Consider the following 19,128-nt stretch of genomic DNA (forward strand, 5'->3'; position numbering starts at 1 on the left):
CGTGAACGTCACAGACTAGGAAACTCACATGCGTTGGATCAAAGGGCTGATTTTAGCCGTTATTTTGCTGATAGTAGTGCTGGTAGGCATTCTGTTTGCCGTTAATAATCAGCAAACCATTGCCTTAAACCTTATCTGGCTGGAGCTGCCAGCGGTATCACTCTCGGTTTGGCTACTCGCGACCCTGGTGTTTGGCGTCATACTCGGCATGCTCGCCATGCTAGGTGTCTACGTGCGGTTAAAAGCCACCCTGGCCCGCAGCCAGCGCCAGAATAAGCAGCAGCGTAAAGAGCTCGATAGCCTACGCACCCAGGAGTTTAAGGAACTGGCATAAATGCTGGATGTCGCGCTGCTAAGCGTACTGTTGGTCGCCATTGCCATTGGTTACGGGTTAGGTTATCGCCAAGCCTTACGCCGCCGACATCGCACCCATCCGCCTGCGGCCTCGTCTCAAGGCCTCTCCCGGGACTACTTCGTCGGGCTTAATTACCTGCTTAATGAGCAGCCCGACGAAGCGATCAATACTTTTATCAACGTGCTAGCGGTCAACAGTGACACGGTTCACACCCATATCGCCCTCGGCAAGCTGTTTCGCGCCCGCGGCGAGGCCGACAAAGCCGTTAGCATTCACCAAAACCTATTGGCTCGCCCCGCCCTTTCGCAGCACACTAACGAACAGATCCAGCTTGAACTTGCTCGGGATTTTATGGCGCTTGGTGTTCATGACCGCGCCCAGCGGCTACTCAATACCCTGCTGGAGCATAGCGGTGATGATGATCACCGCTATGCTGCCAAACAGCTGCTCGTCGACTTACTAGAGCGTGAAAAAGCGTGGCAGCAAGCCCTTGACGTTATTCAGCCGCTGCTTAAACAGTATCCTAAGATGCGTCGCCCCGCGGCGCACTGGCTATGCGAGCTGGCACTGGAAGAAATTAGTGAAGCCAGTCGACCTCTGGCGAAAAAGCATCTCAAAAAAGCCCTGCAGCTGGATGAGAAATGCGTTCGCGCCACCCTGATGCTGGCCGAACTAGAGATGGACAACGGGCACTATGCCCGCGCTATTGAGCGATTAGACAACATCCCCGGCCAGGAGATAGCGCATATCCCCACCATGCTGCCTGCCCTTAAGCACGCCTATATGCGCAATAATGATGACACCGGCTACGAAGCGCACCTCTATCGCCTGCTTGAGCTAGCGCCTTACACCAGTACCATTATTGCCCTAGGTCAGCTCGTTCATCAGCGTGACGGCGTCGACAAAGCGATTGAGTTGATTGGTGAGCGATTGCGCGCAGTACCAAGCTTAGGCGGGCTGGATTATTTGATCGATCTGTATATCGAAAGCCAGCGGCTTAGCGGAAAACCTTCCCCTGATACGCGCCTGCTGCTGCTAAAACATCATACCGAGGCGCTGCTGCTTAACCGCACGCGTCATCGCTGCCAGCGCTGCGGCTTTGCTAGCGACGCGTTACAGTGGCAGTGCCCCAGTTGCCGCTTCTGGGGCACGATTAAGCCGGTCATTGGCGTGGAGGGCGAATAGTGTTCACAAAGCTAAGGTATGCAGAAATATTTAGTGCCCCTCTAGCTCCGCCTCAATCGCCTCAAGCGCTACCATGGGGTCGTCAGCCTGAGTGACGGGGCGACCAATGACCAGGTGGCTGCTTCCCGCAGCCATAGCCTCACTGGGGCCCATCGTCCGCTGTTGGTCATTAGCGACTGCAAAACTTGGTCGAATACCAGGGGTCACTTTCAAGAACGACTCACCGCATAGCGTTTTGATTCGCGCAGACTCCTGGGCCGAGCAGACCACTCCTTGTAAGCCACTCTGCTTCGCCAGCAGCGCTAAGCGCTCCACGTGATCGGCGAGTGGTGCCTTAATACCCAGCTCTGCCAAATCATCGGTCTGCATACTGGTCAATACGGTAACGGCGATTAGATGGGTCGTTAAGGCATTCTGATCCAGACGTTGCACGGCCGCCTCCATCATCCGCCGCCCGCCGCTGGCATGTACGTTGACCATCCACACGCCCTGCTCCGCCGCCGCCTGCACAGCGCTGGCAACGGTATTGGGAATATCGTGGAATTTAAGATCCAAAAACACCTCAAACCCGCGCCCATGCAGCGCCTCAAGCACTGCCGGGCCGCTACGGGTGAACAGTTCTTTACCCACTTTCACACGGCATCGGGTGGGATCCAACTGATCAGCCATGCACAGCGCGGCGTCTAGCGACGGGTAATCAAGGGCAATAATAATCGGGGAATCGGTGACCACAACGTTACTCCAAGTACGTTTTTGACCATTATATCAGCCTCTCCCTACTCCTCGCGCCCTCATCATGTAAGCCATTTGCCATATATCCATAGCTAAAATCTTACAACTGCTGTCATATATCGCTGACATAAACACGCTTTAAATAAGGCTAAGTTAACAAGTGCAGCGGCGTTTATCTTGCCCACTGATAACGCGGGCACAGGTAGAAACCTCTACACGACGTCGCATGTGTAAACACAAAAAACCAACGCTATTAAAAGGATCATTGCATATGAAAATGACACTTAAAGGAATGCTGGCCGCACTACTGTTTAGCATTAGCTTAGGGCTTTCCAGTGGCGTGCTGGCACAAGATGTAGCCCCGATTAACGTCAATACTGCCGATGCTGAACTGCTGGCCGAACTACCAGGGATCGGCCCCAGCCGAGCCGACGCGATCATTGAAGAGCGCGAAACCAACGGCGTCTTTGAAAGCGCTGCAGATCTTGAGCGCGTCAGCGGCATTGGGCCTGCCACCGTTGACCGCATGCGCGATCAAGTGACATTTGAATAGCCTCATTGGAGAGCATGTCGCTCGTTAACACCACAGTGCCCGGTGTGTATAAGCACCGGGCACTGTGAATAGCGCACGTTAAATCATCCACATATCCATAAATTTGTGTACTGGCATCGCTTCAAGCGTTGTTTGATGGCTGCACAGCTCGGCGATTTTTTGGCAACGACTTGTCGGAAAGCGAGTTGCCAGATTGCGCTCAAACTTTTCAACCAATAGCGGCATCCCCTCTTCCCGACGACGTCGGTGGCCGACCGGATACTCCACTGTCACTTTATCGGTCGCACTCCCATCGCTAAAAAACACCTGCACTGCATTAGCGATAGAGCGCTTCTCAGGGTCGTGGTAATCCGCCGAATACTCGGCGTTTTCTTCTACCACCATTTTATTACGCAGCTCATCTATTAGCGGATGAGCTGCATGAAAGCTGTCTTCATAGTGCTCGGCGGTAAGCGCACCAAAGATAAGCGGCACCGCTGTCATGTATTGCAGGCAGTGGTCACGATCCGCCGGATTGGCGAGTGCGCCGGTTTTGGAAATAATCCGAATAGCCGAATCGTGGGTGGTGAGCACGATTTTCTCGATATCGGCCAAGCGGTCTTTCACCTGCGGATGGAGCGTCACGGCGGCTTCACAGGCGGTTTGAGCGTGAAACTCAGCGGGAAGGAGATCTTAAACAGAATGTTCTCCATCACGTAGCTGCCAAACTCCCGCTGAAAGCGTAGGCGGCGGTCAGCTTCCGGTTTGAGGCTCAAATCTTTGTTGGCATGACTGAACAGCACATCGTAGAAGCCCCATTGGGGCGCCGAGAGCGCGCTGGGAATACCCATTTCACCGCGCAGGGCGATATCCGCTAAGCGCACGCCCCGTGAGGTGGCGTCCCCTGCGGCCCAGCTTTTACGTGAACCAGCATTTGGCGCATGACGATAGGTGCGCAGGCTCTGACCATCCACCCAGGCGTGTGAAAGCGCCGAGAGCAACTGTTCACGATTGGCGCCCAACAGCTTGGCGGCCACCGCCGTAGAGGCGACCTTCACCAGCACCACGTGATCGAGGCCAACCCGATTGAAGCTATTCTCCAGCGCCAGCACGCCCTGAATCTCATGGGCCATGATCATGGCGTTGAGCACATCGCGCATCGCAAGCGCAGCGTCGCCTTGTGCAACCCGATGCTGGGAAAGGTGGTCAGCAACGGCGAGTATCGCGCCAAGATTGTCGGAAGGGTGCCCCCACTCGGCGGCAAGCCAAGTGTCGTTATAATCCAACCAGCGAATGATACAGCCGATATCCCACGCCGCCTTAACCGGGTCAAGGCGAAGCGAGGTGCCCGGTATCCGCGACCCAAACGGTACTACCGTGCCCTCCACTATCGGGCCTAAGTGCTTTGTGCACTCTGGAAAACGCAGCGCCAACAGCCCGCAGCCAAGCGTATCCATTAAGCAGTAGCGGGCGGTTTCCAATGCCTCATCGGACGCCACCTGATAATTGAGTACGTAATCGGCAATAGCCTGTAGCTCGGGGTCGTAATCGGGCCGCTCATTGGCTTCGGATGTGGCAGACATGGATCTATCTCCTACTGTTGAATCACCTACTCAGTATGGCCCAAGGAATGCGTCCTAAAAGCTGTCACCAGGAATTCTCACAAATCCTTCCATCAACACCCGCGCGCTGCGGCTCATCAGTGCCTGTTCGATATGCCAACGCCCTTCCACCAGGCTTGCCTCAGCTCCCACCCGCAGGCTGCCGGAAGGATGCCCGAAGGTGACCTCGTTTCGTTTACCGCCACCGGCGGCCAGGTTCACTAATGTGCCTTCAATGGCCGCCGCCGCAGCAATGGCAACGGCGGCGGTGCCCATCATGGCGTGGTGTAGTTTGCCCATGGAGAGCGCTCGCACCAGCAGATCGATATCCGCCGCCAGTACGTTTTTACCGCTCGATGATACGTAATCCGCCGGCGGCGCTACGAAAGCCACTTTGGGCGTGTGCTGTCGTTTACCCGCTTCGCTGACATCACTGATTAGCCCCATGCGCACAGCGCCATGGGCACGGATAGTTTCAAACATCTCAAGCGCCCGGCTGTCACCATTGATGGCATCCTGCAGCTCGGCGCCGGTATAGCCAATGTCGGCGGCGTTAATAAACACGGTGGGAATACCGGCATTAATCAGGGTTGCTTTCAATATCCCCACGCCTGGCACATCAAGCTGATCAATGAGATTACCGGTGGGAAAAATGGCTCCCTCACCATCGGCCGGATCCATAAAGGCCACCGGAATCTCGGCAGCAGGAAAGGTCACGCCATCCAGCTCAAAATCGCCAGTTTCCTGCACTTCGCCATTGACGATAGGAACCCGTGAGACGATGGTTTTCTGTATATTCACCTGCCAAATGCGTACCTCGGCCACCCCGTTTTCAGGAATACGTGCAGGGTCAACAAGACCATTGCTAATCGCAAAAGGGCCGACCGCCGCGGAGAGGTTGCCGCAGTTACCGCTCCAATCCACATAGGGCTTGTCGATGGAGACCTGACCGAACAGGTAATCCACATCGTGTTCTGCCGATTCACTTTCAGACAGAATCACCGTCTTGCTGGTACTTGAAGTGGCGCCCCCCATACCATCAATCTGCTTTTCGTAAGGGTCAGGGCTACCGATGACACGCAGTAGCAACTGATCCCGCGCCACGCCTGGCTGCTGGGCCGCTTCGGGTAGGTCGCTTAGTTTAAAAAACACGCCCTTACTGGTGCCGCCGCGCATATAGGTGGCTGGAATTTTTATCTGCGGCACACGGTTGTTTTGAACTGACTCGCTCATCATTACCACTCCTAAAAATAACCCGGTGCTCCAAGCTTTATCTGAAAAGCTAAAGGCACCGGGTTCACTTGGTCAGCTAGGCCGTTTCAATTAAGCCGCCGTGGACTCAAGAAAGTCCTGGGCAAAACGCTGCAGTACACCACCAGCAGTGTAAATAGACACCTCCTCGGCGGTGTCCAAACGGCACTTCACCGTAACCCGCTCGCTTTCACCGTTTTGGCGGTGGATCACTAGGGTGAGCATCGCCCCTGGCGAAACGGCGCCTTCGACATCAAAGGTTTCAGTGCCGTCCAGGCCCAGTGTCATACGCGTAGTCCCGGGCTCAAACTCCAGCGGCATCACCCCCATCCCGATCAGGTTGGTGCGGTGAATACGCTCAAAGCCTTCGGCGGCGATCGCTTCCACGCCCGCCAGCGCCACGCCTTTAGCCGCCCAGTCCCGTGAGGAGCCCTGACCGTAATCCGCCCCGGCAATAATGATCAGCGGCTGCTTGCGGGCCATGTAGGTTTCAATCGCCTCCCACATGCGGGTGACTTGGCCTTCCGGCTCTACCCGCGCCAGCGAGCCCTGTTTAACGTTGCCGTCGGCATCGCGCACCATCTCGTTGAACAACTTCGGGTTGGCGAAGGTAGCGCGCTGGGCAGTCAGGTGGTCACCGCGGTGGGTGGCGTAGGAGTTGAAGTCTTCCTCCGGCAGGCCCATTTTGGCCAAGTACTCCCCTGCCGCGCTGTTCAACTGAATCGCGTTGGAGGGTGAGAGATGATCGGTGGTGATATTGTCCGGCAAAATTGCCAGCGGCCGCATGCCTTTCAGGGTGCGCACTTTAGCCATATTGCCCTCCCAGTAAGGCGGGCGACGGATATAGGTGCTCTGGGGCCGCCAGTCATATAGCGGGCTGACCTGAGCGCGGGCACTCTTATCCAGATCGAACATGGGAATATAGGTCTGGCGGAACTGCTCCGGCTTCACCGACGATTTAACAATCGCATCGATCTCTTCATCCGCTGGCCAGATATCCTTCAAAGTGACAGGATTTCCCGCCTGATCCACGCCCAGGACGTCTTTTTCGATATCAAAGCGAATTGTACCCGCAATGGCGTAGGCGACCACCAGGGGCGGAGACGCCAAAAAGGCCTGTTGGGCATGGGGATGGATACGGCCATCGAAGTTACGGTTGCCGGAAAGCACGGCGGTAGCGTAGAGATCACGCTCAATAATCTCCTGCTGGATTTTTGGATCCAGCGCCCCGGACATCCCGTTACAGGTGGTGCAGGCGTAGGCCACTACCCCAAAGCCGAGGTTTTCCAGCTCGCTCATCAACCCAGCTTCTTCCAGGTACATCTTGACGGTTTTCGAGCCCGGCGCCAGCGACGATTTCACCCATGGCTTACGCAGCAAACCCAACCGGTTGGCGTTACGGGCGATTAGCCCGGCGGCGACCATATTGCGAGGGTTAGAAGTATTGGTGCAGCTGGTAATGGCGGCGATGATAACCGCGCCATCGGGCATTTTGCCCGCTTTCTCTTCCGCCTGTGCCGCCTCAAGCCCAACAGCAATACCACGTTGGGCAAGCTCTGAAGTTGGCAAATGGGCGTGGGGGTTGGAGGGCCCCGCCAGGGTGCGGGTTACCGACGAGAGGTTAAAGGTCAGTACCCGCTCGTACTCAACCTCGGTCAAGCTATCCGCCCACAGGCCGGTGTGCTTGGCGTAGGTTTCGACCAACGCCACCTGTTCATCTTCACGGCCGGTAATTTTCAGGTAGTCGATAGTTTGGCCATCGATGTAGAACATCGCCGCGGTCGCGCCGTATTCGGGGGTCATATTGGAGATAGTGGCGCGATCGCCGACCGTTAGCGCGTCGGCACCTTCACCGTAGAACTCCAGGTAAGCGCCCACTACCCGCTCTTTACGCAGGAACTCGGTAATCGCCAGTACCATATCGGTGCCGGTAATGCCGGGCTGCAGCTTGCCGGTCAGCTCCACGCCGACGATATCCGGCAGGCGCATCATGGAGGCACGGCCCAGCATGACGCTTTCAGCCTCCAGACCACCCACACCTACGGATATAACGCCAAGGGCATCGACCATGGGCGTATGGCTATCGGTACCCACACAGGTATCCGGATAGGCAATGCCGTCGCGGTTCTGCACCACCGGCGACATCTTCTCCAGATTAATCTGGTGCATGATGCCGTTGCCGGGGGGAATCACATCGACGTTCTCAAATGCCGTCTTAGTCCAGTTGATAAAGTGGAAGCGATCATCGTTGCGGCGATCTTCAATGGCGCGGTTTTTCTCGAAGGCGCCCTCTTCCGACCCTGCGTGCTCCACCGCCAGCGAGTGGTCAACGATTAGCTGGGTGGGCACTACCGGGTTGACCTTGGCGGGGTCGCCGCCCTTCTCAGCAATGGCGTCACGCAGCCCGGCCAAATCGACCAGCGCAGTCTGGCCTAGGATATCGTGGCAGACGACACGCGCGGGATACCAAGGAAAATCCAGGTCACTCTTGCGCTCAATCAACTGTTTTAGCGCATCGGTAAGCAATTCAGGATCACAGCGACGCACCAGCTGCTCCGCCAGCACACGAGAGGTATAGGGCAGATGTGCATAGGCACCGGGCTGGATATCTTCCACCGCCTCGCGAGCATCAAAAAACTCAAGCTCTGTGCCAGGCAGCGGTTTACGGTATTGGGTATTCATAGCAGGCAGACTCACAAGAAGGGGGCTGAAAAAAGCCCGGTGTCCAAGTCACCGGGCAGCAAGCGGTTCAGTCTCGCGCTTCTATCGGCACCCACTCGCTCTTCTCGGGGCCAGTGTAATCGGCGCTAGGGCGAATAATGCGGTTATTGGCGCGCTGCTCAAATACGTGCGCCGCCCAGCCGGTCAGCCGAGAGCAGACGAAAATCGGCGTAAACAGCTTGGTGGGTATATCCATGAAGTGGTATGCGCTGGCGTGGAAGAAGTCTGCGTTACAGAACAGCTTCTTCTCACGCCACATGACCTCTTCGACCCGCTCAGAAACCGGGTAAAGCACCTTATCACCCACATCGTCAGAGAGCTTCTTGGACCAGTGCTTGATAATCGCGTTGCGCGGGTCGGACTCGCGATAAATCGCATGCCCGAAGCCCATAATTTTATCCTTACGCTCCAGCATGCCCATGATCTTGCTTTCTGCTTCTTCCGGCGACTGCCAATCCTCGATCATCGCCATGGCCGCTTCGTTGGCGCCGCCATGCAGTGGGCCGCGCAGCGACCCAATCGCACCGGTCACGCAGGAGTGCATATCGGAAAGCGTCGAGGCGCATACTCTTGCGGTAAAGGTAGAGGCGTTAAACTCGTGCTCGGCGTAAAGAATCAGCGATACGTTCATGACCCGCGCATGCAGTTCAGAGGCGGGCTCGCCGCGCAGCATATTAAGGAAATGCCCGCCTACTGAGTCATCATCCGTTTCGGTATCGATGCGCACACCGTCGTGGGAGAAGCGGTACCAGTAACAAATAATCGAGGGCAGCACCGCCAGCAGCCGATCAGCAACGTCTTGCTGCTGATCAAAATTCTCCTCGGTTTCTAGATTGCCCAGCATTGAAGTGCCGGTGCGCATTACGTCCATCGGGTGAGCGTCTTTGGGGATCTGCTCAAGTACCGTTTTTAATGCATCGGGCAAGCCGCGCAGGCTTTTGAGCTTGCTGATGTAGTGGTCTAGCTCACCCTGATTAGGCAGCTTGCCTTTTAACAGCAGGTAAGCGACCTCTTCAAATTTGGCTTTTTCAGCCAGTTCTTTGATATCGAAACCACGGTAGGTCAGGCCTGAGCCGGTTTTGCCTACTGTACATAGCGCGGTGGAACCGGCGCTCTGGCCACGCAGTCCTGCACCTGTTGCGGGTTTATCAGCCATGGTGTGTCTCCTATTACTGCTTTTATTTTTACTATCGATTTATGAATAAGGTCGTTCATTAAACTTTCGGCAAAGCTATCTTGGTGAGAGGACAGGTTTCCGCGAGGGCGCTGTGAACCCCTCCCTGGGCGCTACTTTTGTCATCCATGACAAAAGACCCTCGCTTCAACCTGTCCTCTCACCAGTTTGCAGAAGAAATCATTTCCAACTGCGCTTCATCTTAACTGGCGGTTTATTGGTCATCGCCTTTCTCGGCAAACAGCGCGTCCAGCTTCTGCTCAAAGTCGTGGTAATTGAGAAAATCGTAGAGTTCGTCGCGGGTTTGCATCAGCGGCACCACGTCTTTTTGGTGGCCGTTGTCGAGGATGCTTTGATAGACTTGCAGTGCCGCAGCGTTCATGGCGCGGAAGGCCGAGAGCGGGTAAAGCACCATGCGGCAGCCAACCTCGCCAAGCTCCGTTTGAGTAAACAGCGGAGTAGCACCGAACTCGGTGATGTTAGCCAAAATGGGTGCATTGACCCGTTCACAGAAGGCTTTGTAATCATCCAGGGTATGAACCGCTTCAGCGAAGATGGCATCTGCACCGGCTTCAACGCAGGCGTTGGCACGCTCAATGGCAGCATCAAGCCCCTCTTTTTGAAACGCATCGGTGCGAGCAATCAAATAGAAGTCGGGGTCGATCTTGGCATCGGCGGCAGCTTTAATGCGGTCGACCATCTCCTGCTGAGAGACAATTGCTTTATTGGGGCGGTGTCCACAGCGCTTTTGAGCCACCTGGTCTTCCATATGTACCGCGGCCACGCCAGCGCGCTGCATTTCTTTTACCGTGCGTGCAATATTGAAGGCACCGCCCCAACCGGTATCGATATCCACCAGCAGGGGTAGCTCGGTAGCGCCGCAGATACGGTGGGCATCTTCCACCACATCATTCATGGTCGTCATGCCCAGATCCGGCAAGCCGAACGAGGCGTTAGCTACACCGCCACCAGAGAGGTAAATGGCTTGATGGCCAACCTTGTCGGCCATTAGCGCTGTATAGGCATTAATGGTGCCTAAGATCGGCAGCGGACGGTTAGCCTCAAGCGCGGCTCGAAACCGGGCGCCGGGAGTCATCTGGGACATGGGGTGTTTCTCCTATTGCTAATTTCTAGTTATGTTTTAGCTGCGTGATTAAGAGCTTTGCGATTTAGATGCTGACTGTTCGAGGGTCGCTGCATAGCGATCCGCCACATTGGCGCGGGAGGCGCTGACATGGCGGCGCATGAGCAGCTCGGCCAGCTCCGCATCGCCAGCTTCAATGGCATCCACAATGCGATGGTGTTCCACAAAGGCGCGCTGCGGTCGCGTGCCGCTAGCACTGAACTGAGTGCGATAAAGGCGCACAAGGTAGTAAAGGTCATCACAGAGCAGGTTCATTAGCATTTTGTTGTGGCTGCCCTGAACGATGCAGTAGTGAAAATCGAGATCGCCTTCGCGCTGGTAGTAAGCTTCGCCACGCTTTAAATCCGCCTGACCTTCGTGCAGCGCCAGCACATCCCGCAAACCCTGAACCTCTGCCGGTGACATATGCTCAGCCGCCAAGCGCGCCGCCATACTTTCCAGGGCTTCACGCAGGTCAAACAGCTCTAAAAGCTCTTTCATTGAGAGCTTAACCACCTTTGCGCCCACATGGGGAACCCGCTCGATGAGGCGGTGTGCTTCCAGGCGGCGCATCGCCTCGCGCAGCGGCCCACGTGAAATACCGTAGGTTTTAGACAATCCCGGCTCGGTGATCTTACTGCCGGGAGCAAGCTCGCCGCGTACGATGGCATCCTGCAACTGATGAAATACCCGCTCGGCGAGCGTGCGTACTTCAGGGGTTGCCATTTCATGCGGCGAGGAATCGGAATAAGAAGAAGAAACAGGTAAGCTCATGGCGAATTGTCGACAATTAGAAACATAGCGAAACTTTAGCCCCGCGAACCACCGCCGTCAACCTGCTTATAAAGCGACTTTATACATCTTTCGTTGTAGGCAAAAAGTCTAGCTGCAAAAACAGTGTCAACAATCCTCTTCCAAGCGTGAGAAATGCGTCAATCGTGCGACTGGTGCCGATCTTCAACGACCTCTAACATATGCAGCCCTTTTACCGGCCAGGCGTTTGCTTAATGAACCAGGCGTTGACGATAACTGCCCTGCCCTATTCACCCGACCCATTGGGTATATTCGCCTGCCTACGTGCCAGGCCCGGCGGTGCTGCTCGATAGTGGCCGCCCTATCGCCACCGGTCGCTTTGATATTATCAGCAGCGACCCACTTGCTACGCTGGAAGTTACTCATCATGGCGAAGCGAGTATTGCGTCAGATCAGCTTAGCCCACCGGCGCACTTGGCTAACGATGCGTTTGCCCTTCAGCAGTGGCTACTGGATCAACTGGATATCCCTGATGAAACCAGTGAACTCCCTTTTCTAGGCGGGCTAATAGGCTACTGGGGCTACGATTTAGGGCGTAAAACCTTATCGGTTCAGAGTGCTCAGGCAAGCCCGGTCACCTTACCGCAAGCCCGTTTGGGGCTTTACGACTGGTGTATCACCCTGGATCACATGGCCCAGCAGGCGTGGCTAATCGCCACTCCGCAGCGTCGTGAGCAGGTGGAAAACTGGCTTACCAAGACGCCAGAGCCAACTAGCGCGTTTACATTAACGAATACCTTTAAAGCAGAACTTAGCCACACCCAATATGTCGCACGCTTTAACGCCGTGCAGCGCTATATTCGCGCGGGTGACTGCTATCAGATCAACCTGGCTCAACGCTTTTATGCCGACTACCAAGGGGATGAGTGGCAGGCGTACCTGCAGTTACGCAAAGCGACCCCCACACCCTATTCAGGTTTTATGGCCTGGGGCGATAAGGCCGTACTGTCACTTTCACCCGAGCGGTTTATTCAGTGCAGCAACGGCGAGGTCGAAACACGGCCGATTAAAGGTACCCGCCCGCGAGGGGCCACACATGAAGAGGATCAGGCGCTGGCGGCACAGCTATTGAGCAGCACTAAAGATCGCGCTGAAAATGTGATGATCGTTGACCTGCTGCGCAATGACCTGGGTCGCGTCTGCCAGCCAGGCTCCATTCGCGTTCCGCAGCTATGTCGCTTAGAGAGCTACCCTAACGTGCACCACCTAGTTAGCGTGGTGCAGGGAACGCTGGCCGGTAATTACACCCCGCTGGCACTGCTTAAGGCGGCCTTTCCTGGCGGCTCAATTACCGGTGCACCTAAAATTCGCGCGATGCAGATCATTGATGAACTAGAACCCTGCCAACGCAGTGTTTATTGCGGCAGCCTTGGCTATGTCGATGTACGTGGCAGCATGGATACCTCCATCGCTATTCGCACTATGGTTGCCGAGGCGGGAAGACTGCATGTATGGGGCGGAGGGGGCTTAGTAGCAGACTCTCAAGCGGACGAAGAGTACACCGAGACTCTGGATAAAATTCGCCACCTTATTGGCGCTTTGGAATAAGCAGCGCGAGCTCTATATCAAAAAGGAATATAAAAGCCAAACTAAACGGTATTGGGGTTCGCTGCCTCCTGTTTGGTAGCCTAGTCAGTATTATTTAATTTCCGATTAGGAGGCAGTATGTCCTCAGAGCTTGAAGCGATTAACAGAGATTTCGCAAATAATCCTCAAGGGTTAGTTGAGTGGGCGCTGGCCCAGGGTGCACGACCTATTTGCACCACCAACTTTCGCCCTTTTGAGGCGGTGATTCTGCATATGGTGACCCAGGTGCGCCCGGATATACCCATTGTGTGGATGGACAGCGGCTACAACACCGAAGCGACCTATCAATTCGCTGACGAAGTGATTCAACAACTCAACCTGAACATCGTGAGCTTTGTACCCCGGCGCACGCGCGCCCACCGTGAAGCGCTGGAAGGCCCCATGCCGGGTATCGACGACCCACGCCACGCAGCCTTTACTCAGGAAGTTAAAATCGAGCCCTTCGAGCGTGCGCTGCGTGAAATGCAGCCCGACGTATGGTTCACCGCACTGCGCGCTGAGGACACCCCGAGCGCGCAAAAATGCAGCCGGTTAGTCGCAACAGCGATGGCCTATTGAAAGTTGCCCCGTTGCTGCAGTGGAGCGCCAAAGATATGTACCAGTATCTACAGGCGCATAATCTGCCCAATAACTTCGATTACTTCGACCCTACCAAGGTGGAAGAGAAACGCGAGTGCGGGCTACATTTGCAGCACTAACTCCACACTGCGGGTTAATACTCCGGCAGGTCCAGGTCGTCAAACAACGACTGCTCATGGCGCGGGCCTGCCGTTAATGCTTCATCAACCCGGTCGCGGGTTAAATGAGGCGCAAAGCGCTCCAAAAATCATACATGTAACCGCGCATAAAGGTGCCACGACGGATACCAATTTTTGTCGTAGAGCTGGCAAACAGGTGGCTTGCATCCAGTGCCACCAAGTCATCATCAAGCGCCTCGTCCACAGCCATATGCGCCACAATGCCAACCCCCATGCCCAGCCGCACGTAGGTCTTGATCACGTCGGCATCGGCGGCGGTTAGCACCACATTGGGCGTTAACCCTTTCGCTTTGAAGGCGTCGTCTAACTGCGAGCGGCCGGTAAACCCAAACACGTAGGTGACCAGCGGATGTTCACCGAGCGCCTCCAGGGTCAACGGGCCCTGATGAGTGGCTAGCGGGTGCCCTTTAGGCACCAGTACGCAGCGGTTCCAACGATAGCAGGGCAGTAGCACTAAATCGGTAAATAGCTCCAGCGACTCGGTCGCGATGGCGAAATCGGCCTGGCCTTCACTGACCATCTGTGCAATCTGCTTGGGCGTACCCTGCTGCATATGCAGCGCCACATCAGGATATTTAAGGGTGAATTCGCTGATAATGGGCGGTAGCGCATAACGGGCCTGGGTATGGGTCGTAGCAATGGCGAGGCTACCGCGGCGCTCATCGCTATGCTCCTGAGCCACCTGCTTGATGTTTTCGGTGAGACGCAGTACCTGCCCGGCCAGGTCAATAATTGACTGCCCGGCAGGCGTCACACGTGTCAAGTGCTTACCACTGCGCGCAAAAATCTCGACGCCAAGCTCATCTTCTAACAAACGTATCTGTTTAGAGATCCCCGGCTGTGAGGTAAATAGACTTTGCGCTGTGGCCGAGACGTTCAGGTTATGTCGATTGACTTCCCAGATATAGCGGAGCTGTTGTAGCTTCATATCCTCACCTTATTTATTCTCTATACAGATCTATGTAGACCGTATCTTGATGTAGGCCGAATCTTTAAGCACACACAGCGCTGATGCCACATCACGTCTGACGGATCGTGTCGTCACACTCGGCACTCTACAGCACCATATAGAATAAAAAACACCAAAATAATACTTTTATATTATAAAAAAACGCCCTACCAGCACCCTTTAATTTCTGCTATTTAGTTAACTCACTGTGCAGGAAATTTGCCAGCAACCTTCGCGCCCGCTAACATCTGCCCACACTTGTCGCGATAGACACGAGGCGCACTGAAAGAGCACCAATGGATCGCGTAATGACCGTTGCTCCATTTGAGGCAACGAAACAGTAAGAGCAACGCAAACGGGAGAAGCAAATGGCTAATAATGTTGATGTCACCAACGCCAATTTTGAGCAAGAAGAAGTCCTCAACGCTGAACAGCCTGTGCTAATGAAGTTCTGGGCGCCCTGGTGTGGCCCATGCAAGGTCATGGCCCCGGTCGTTGATGAAGTAGCTGCAGAACGTCAGGAAAGCCTGAAAGTTGTTAGTGTCAATGTAGACGACGCACCAGAAATTGCTGCCGAGCAAGGCGTCCGCGGTGTACCTACCGTCATGCTGTTTAAATCCGGCACCAAAGTCGCTTCACTGGTTGGCGCGCAATCTAAGTCACAACTGACGCAATTCATCGAACAAAACGCCTGATGAATGTGTAGCACTTGTAATAGCCGCCGACTCTGTCGGCGGTAACACGCCTTCGCTAACTTTCCTTCCTAATTTTTGCGTTTCCACGGCGGCAGACTCGCATCGCTTACCCGAATATCTTTTACACGACGCCTTCCAGGCCCTAACAGCCTAGCGATCCACCGTGTTTGTGGGTGACTATCAAGTGCGATCTTCAACGTCATCGTTAGTACCACCGAAAGTAGCATCCCCGCCGCACCAAAGATCCACCCCCATACCACCAGCGATAAAAACGCCACAAATGTAGAAAGCCCCAACGCCTGCCCCATTACCCGCGGTTCAATCAGATTGCCGAGCACAAAGTTGATGACCAAATAAGCAGAGGCTAGCAGTAACGCCTGAAAAGCACCGCCGTCTTGGGCGACCAACAGCAACAACACGGGGGGGATCGCCGCCAGCGCGGAGCCAATATTGGGAATAAAGTTGAGTGCAAAGGCCAACACGCCCCACAACAGCGGAAAATCCACGCCTACAATCATGCAAGAGAGCCATACCAGCGCCCCAGTGGCCAGGCTAATCATGGTTTTTACGGCTAGATAGCGCTTCAGCGTTAAGCTGAACTCACTAAAACGCTTCAAGCTAGGCGCCGGATTTTCCAGTGCGCGGGAAATTTTATCGCGCACGTTCAACGTCTCGAACAGCATGAATATAACCAGCAGTCCAACAATGATGCCCTGCATAAAGAGGTTGCCTAGCTGACCCAGTAAGGCAGGCATCCAAGAGCCCTCATCCTCCATTTCAAACAGCGAGTTAATCTGGTCGGGATTAATTGCTAGCCCGCGTGAAGAGAGCGCATTAAGTAAATTCCAATACTGTTCATAAAGCCGCGACTCAATTTCCGGCAACGCTGCCACGAAGGTACTGAAGCTATTGACCACCAGCAGGCCAATCAGCGATATAAACGCCAGCAATACCATCAATGTTAGAAATGCCGACATTCGCATGCTTAAGCCACAGCGATGCAGCCACTGCACCGGTGAAGTACACACTACTGCGATAAATATCGCGAGCAGCAACGGCACTAACAAATCAGCACCTGCTTTCATTCCAGCGATGATCACTACCAACGCAGCGAGTGCCAAGGTGGCATTGAGGGGAATACTGCGGTAATCCTCGTCCGACAAGTTCGACATAATCCATCCCTAGCTTGTTGTCCATATATGATGGCTGCATTCGGCGTATTGCACAAACCGTGCAAATAATAAGCAACTGTTTTGCGTCCACTCTTCCGTACTGAACTTTCTTTTCTACTTCGCTTCAAAGCTGCGTCTACTTGAATGATTTATACCCGGTTTTAACTTGGCGGCGCCACTGCCCGCTCACTAAGGAAAACATTTATGCAAGCCATACCAGCTAACCTTCAAAAACCAGGCTCTAAACGTTTACGCAATGGCCTACTAGGCGGCGCTCTATTGGCACTCCTTAGCGCTCCTTTTGCACACGCTTCACCGTCAACACCGCCCCAGCCAAGCTTGCATGTTCAAGCGCAGTCTTGGGTTGAGGTAGAACCCGACAAGGCCACCCTGAATGCACGATTGTGGGAAAACACACCCGCCCTTTCCACCTTGGAAGAGAGCGATAGTAGCGCACTTAGCGATGCCCGCGAGCGCTTAGAGACCCGCGCCAGCGAATTAATCGAACAAATGGAAGCCACCGGCCTTGAACGCAATGCCATCAATGCAGGCTCGCTAAATGTCTATCCTGAGCATATTCAAGGGCCACGCAATGAAGATGGCGAGCATGAGACCCTGCAGCGCACACGTCTTGAGCGCCCGATCACCGTCGAACTCACCGACCTTGGTCAGTTAAGCGAGGTGTTAGACGCGCTAATAGCCGCTGGTGTTAACTCATTGGATGGCGTGCAGTTTGACCTACAAGACCGCGACGCTGCCACTGACGAAGCGCTGGTCAAAGCGCTGGAGAAAGCGCAACACAAAGCAAACCTGATGGCCGACAGCTTAGATGCTGAGCTTGGTCATGTGCAGCGCATTGAAGAGACGCAATCACCTATCTTCCAGCCGCGCATGATGGCGATGCGTGCAGAAAGCGATGCCGCTGGCGCCAGTCAATCCAGTGCCGCCAGCGATTACAGCCCCGGCACCATCCGCATTGATGCCGGGGTTAGCGTTGAGTGGGCGCTTAAAGGGCCAGACACTCCACGCCGCCCAGATAGCGACGTAGCGGCTCAGGAATAATCACCGAGCCATCTGCCTGCTGGTGGTTTTCAAGCACCGCCAGCAGGCAACGACCAACCGCCAGCCCTGAACCGTTCAGCGTATGTAGCAACTGCGGCTTTTTGGAATCCGGATGGCGATACCGCGCTTGCATACGCCGGGCCTGGAAATCCTCGCAGTTAGAGACAGACGAGATCTCCCGGTAAGTCTCCTGGCTGGGCAGCCACACTTCCAAGTCGTAGGTCTTCGTGGCCCCAAAGCCCATATCCCCAGTGCATAGCGTCACTACGCGATACGGCAACGCCAGTGCCTGCAGGATCGCCTCTGCATGACCACGCATCTCTTCCAACGCTTCGTAGCTCTTCTCCGGCTCCACAATCTGCACCATCTCGACTTTATCGAACTGATGCTGGCGGATCATTCCGCGGGTATCGCGCCCGTGCGAGCCCGCCTCGGAGCGGAAACAGGGCGTATGTGCGGTAAGCTTCATCGGCAGCGCTGCCTGCTCGACAATTTCATCGCGTACAAAGTTGGTCAGCGGTACTTCTGAAGTGGGAATCAGGTGGTACTCGCGCTCATCGTCCAACTTGAACAAATCTTCGCCAAACTTCGGCAGTTGGCCGGTGCCCATCAGCGAATCGCGGTTGACCATATACGGCACGTAGCACTCTTCGTAGCCGTGCTGTTCGGTTTGGGTATCCAGCATAAACTGCGCCAACGCCCGGTGCAGGCGCGCTATCGGCCCGCGCATGACCGCAAAGCGAGCGCCAGTGATTTTAGCCGCCAGCTCAAAATCGAGATAACCCGACTGCTTACCCAGATCAACGTGATCGAGCACCTCGAAATCAAACTCCCGCGGCGTGCCCCAGCGGTGCAGCTCGACATTCTCGTCTTCGCTTTTGCCTTCCGGCACGCTTTCATGGGGCAGGTTGGGAATACCGCTGATAGCGTCGTCCCACTCTTCCTGGACGTCGGCTAGCTCGCGCTTGGCTTTATCCAGGCGATCGCCTAAATCGCTGACTTCATCCAGCAGCGGCTGAATATCTTCACCGTTGGCTTTGGCTTTACCAATCGCTTTGGAGCGCATATTGCGCTCATTTTGCAGCTGCTCGGTTTGCGTTTGCAGCTCGCGGCGACGCGACTCCAGCGCCTGCAATCCCGCTTTATCAAGCACAAAGCCCCGCCGGGCCAGTTGTTGAGCAACCGTGTCAAGATCACCGCGCAGCAGTTTCGGATCGAGCATGAATCCTGTCCCTTGGCCTGAAAACAATAAAAGCACCGCGCCAATGCGCGTGCATAAAGGGGTCTATTGTAGGCAAAAGCGCGGCGAGGAGCTATGGCCGGTATCACCAGACGCACGTTTAGCTACGCTAAAAGGCTCCAGCACCAGAGAAGTCAGCACTAGCTAACGCCACACTCCAGTAGCGCGTGGTAAGCCT

13 protein-coding genes and 4 pseudogenes are annotated in these 19,128 nt (G+C 55.1%); 7 read left to right on the plus strand and 10 right to left on the minus strand.

Going from position 1 to position 19,128, the window contains the following annotated elements; genetic code table 11:
• The first annotated feature begins 28 nt into the window (after positions 1–28).
• Together FDY98_RS21770 and lapB are read left to right on the plus strand one after the other, a co-directional pair.
• A complete protein-coding gene (locus FDY98_RS21770) occupies positions 29–334 on the plus strand; it encodes a LapA family protein (RefSeq protein WP_027958442.1) in 306 nt (101 codons plus the stop codon).
• Positions 335–1,540 carry a lipopolysaccharide assembly protein LapB gene (lapB, locus tag FDY98_RS21775; RefSeq protein WP_027958441.1) on the plus strand — a complete coding sequence of 402 codons (1,206 nt, stop codon included), beginning with the start codon at positions 335–337 and terminating at the stop codon, positions 1,538–1,540.
• Positions 1,541–1,570: 30 nt separating this feature from the next.
• Here the strand turns inward: lapB and pyrF are convergent, their stop codons facing one another.
• Entirely contained in the window at positions 1,571–2,272 is a 702-nt protein-coding gene (pyrF, locus tag FDY98_RS21780; protein WP_027958440.1) for an orotidine-5'-phosphate decarboxylase, read from the minus strand.
• Positions 2,273–2,543: 271 nt separating this feature from the next.
• On the opposite strand from pyrF, the gene FDY98_RS21785 reads away from it, so the two are divergent.
• On the plus strand, positions 2,544–2,825 hold the full coding sequence (locus tag FDY98_RS21785; RefSeq protein WP_022522901.1) for a ComEA family DNA-binding protein: 282 nt from the start codon (positions 2,544–2,546) through the stop codon (positions 2,823–2,825).
• 78 nt (positions 2,826–2,903) lie between these two features.
• On the opposite strand, the pseudogene prpD reads toward FDY98_RS21785, so the two are convergent.
• The 6 genes and pseudogenes from prpD to FDY98_RS21815 all read right to left on the minus strand — a co-directional run bounded on the left by prpD (position 2,904) and on the right by FDY98_RS21815 (position 11,400).
• Positions 2,904–4,387: pseudogene (gene prpD, locus FDY98_RS21790) on the minus strand (2-methylcitrate dehydratase).
• Between the two features lie 54 nt (positions 4,388–4,441).
• On the minus strand, positions 4,442–5,641 hold the full coding sequence (prpF, locus tag FDY98_RS21795) for a 2-methylaconitate cis-trans isomerase PrpF (protein WP_051052137.1): 1,200 nt from the start codon (positions 5,639–5,641) through the stop codon (positions 4,442–4,444).
• Between the two features lie 87 nt (positions 5,642–5,728).
• Positions 5,729–8,338 carry a Fe/S-dependent 2-methylisocitrate dehydratase AcnD gene (gene acnD / locus FDY98_RS21800; RefSeq protein ID WP_027958437.1) on the minus strand — a complete coding sequence of 870 codons (2,610 nt, stop codon included), beginning with the start codon at positions 8,336–8,338 and terminating at the stop codon, positions 5,729–5,731.
• A gap of 67 nt (positions 8,339–8,405) precedes the next feature.
• Positions 8,406–9,533 (minus strand): bifunctional 2-methylcitrate synthase/citrate synthase, encoded by a 1,128-nt coding sequence (gene prpC / locus FDY98_RS21805; RefSeq protein ID WP_022522897.1) that lies wholly within the window; start codon positions 9,531–9,533, stop codon positions 8,406–8,408.
• 232 nt (positions 9,534–9,765) lie between these two features.
• Positions 9,766–10,656: a methylisocitrate lyase gene (prpB, locus tag FDY98_RS21810; RefSeq protein WP_022522896.1), complete on the minus strand. Its 891-nt coding sequence runs from the start codon at positions 10,654–10,656 to the stop codon at positions 9,766–9,768.
• Between the two features lie 48 nt (positions 10,657–10,704).
• Complete coding sequence (locus tag FDY98_RS21815; protein ID WP_340146931.1) at positions 10,705–11,400, minus strand: GntR family transcriptional regulator; 696 nt, start codon at positions 11,398–11,400, stop codon at positions 10,705–10,707.
• A gap of 281 nt (positions 11,401–11,681) precedes the next feature.
• Between FDY98_RS21815 and pabB the strand changes: the two are divergent.
• Both pabB and FDY98_RS21825 read left to right on the plus strand, forming a co-directional pair.
• Positions 11,682–13,035, plus strand: a pseudogene (pabB, locus tag FDY98_RS21820) (aminodeoxychorismate synthase component I).
• Positions 13,036–13,152: 117 nt separating this feature from the next.
• A pseudogene (locus tag FDY98_RS21825) lies at positions 13,153–13,772 on the plus strand (phosphoadenosine phosphosulfate reductase domain-containing protein).
• 14 nt (positions 13,773–13,786) lie between these two features.
• Here FDY98_RS21825 and cysB read toward each other — a convergent pair.
• Positions 13,787–14,760: pseudogene (gene cysB, locus FDY98_RS21830) on the minus strand (HTH-type transcriptional regulator CysB).
• 389 nt (positions 14,761–15,149) lie between these two features.
• Here cysB and trxA point away from each other — a divergent pair.
• Entirely contained in the window at positions 15,150–15,476 is a 327-nt protein-coding gene (trxA, locus tag FDY98_RS21835) for a thioredoxin (RefSeq protein WP_155706180.1), read from the plus strand.
• A gap of 68 nt (positions 15,477–15,544) precedes the next feature.
• Here the strand turns inward: trxA and FDY98_RS21840 are convergent, their stop codons facing one another.
• Positions 15,545–16,648, minus strand: coding sequence for an AI-2E family transporter (locus FDY98_RS21840; protein ID WP_009287994.1), 1,104 nt, complete (start codon positions 16,646–16,648; stop codon positions 15,545–15,547).
• Between the two features lie 204 nt (positions 16,649–16,852).
• On the opposite strand from FDY98_RS21840, the gene FDY98_RS21845 reads away from it, so the two are divergent.
• On the plus strand, positions 16,853–17,710 hold the full coding sequence (locus tag FDY98_RS21845) for an SIMPL domain-containing protein (protein ID WP_027958434.1): 858 nt from the start codon (positions 16,853–16,855) through the stop codon (positions 17,708–17,710).
• Here FDY98_RS21845 and serS read toward each other — a convergent pair.
• A complete protein-coding gene (serS, locus tag FDY98_RS21850; RefSeq protein WP_027958433.1) occupies positions 17,655–18,932 on the minus strand; it encodes a serine--tRNA ligase in 1,278 nt (425 codons plus the stop codon). The two genes, FDY98_RS21845 and serS, sit on opposite strands and share 56 nt — an antisense overlap.
• Between the last annotated feature and the right edge of the window lie 196 nt (positions 18,933–19,128).

The sequence above is a fragment of the Halomonas sp. PA16-9 genome (assembly GCF_009728585.1).
GTDB lineage: Bacteria > Pseudomonadota > Gammaproteobacteria > Pseudomonadales > Halomonadaceae > Vreelandella > Vreelandella titanicae.

What these genes read in the sequence shown, in the direction of transcription:
- FDY98_RS21770 (WP_027958442.1), top strand. Translation starts at nt 29, where the DNA reads ATGCGTTGGATCAAAGGGCTGATTTTAGCCGTTATTTTGCTGATAGTA.
- lapB (WP_027958441.1), top strand. Translation starts at nt 335, where the DNA reads ATGCTGGATGTCGCGCTGCTAAGCGTACTGTTGGTCGCCATTGCCATT.
- FDY98_RS21785 (WP_022522901.1), top strand. Translation starts at nt 2,544, where the DNA reads ATGAAAATGACACTTAAAGGAATGCTGGCCGCACTACTGTTTAGCATT.
- prpF (WP_051052137.1), bottom strand. Translation starts at nt 5,641, where the DNA reads ATGATGAGCGAGTCAGTTCAAAACAACCGTGTGCCGCAGATAAAAATT.
- acnD (WP_027958437.1), bottom strand. Translation starts at nt 8,338, where the DNA reads ATGAATACCCAATACCGTAAACCGCTGCCTGGCACAGAGCTTGAGTTT.
- prpC (WP_022522897.1), bottom strand. Translation starts at nt 9,533, where the DNA reads ATGGCTGATAAACCCGCAACAGGTGCAGGACTGCGTGGCCAGAGCGCC.
- prpB (WP_022522896.1), bottom strand. Translation starts at nt 10,656, where the DNA reads ATGTCCCAGATGACTCCCGGCGCCCGGTTTCGAGCCGCGCTTGAGGCT.
- FDY98_RS21815 (WP_340146931.1), bottom strand. Translation starts at nt 11,400, where the DNA reads ATGGCAACCCCTGAAGTACGCACGCTCGCCGAGCGGGTATTTCATCAG.
- trxA (WP_155706180.1), top strand. Translation starts at nt 15,150, where the DNA reads ATGGCTAATAATGTTGATGTCACCAACGCCAATTTTGAGCAAGAAGAA.
- FDY98_RS21840 (WP_009287994.1), bottom strand. Translation starts at nt 16,648, where the DNA reads ATGTCGAACTTGTCGGACGAGGATTACCGCAGTATTCCCCTCAATGCC.
- FDY98_RS21845 (WP_027958434.1), top strand. Translation starts at nt 16,853, where the DNA reads ATGCAAGCCATACCAGCTAACCTTCAAAAACCAGGCTCTAAACGTTTA.
- serS (WP_027958433.1), bottom strand. Translation starts at nt 18,932, where the DNA reads ATGCTCGATCCGAAACTGCTGCGCGGTGATCTTGACACGGTTGCTCAA.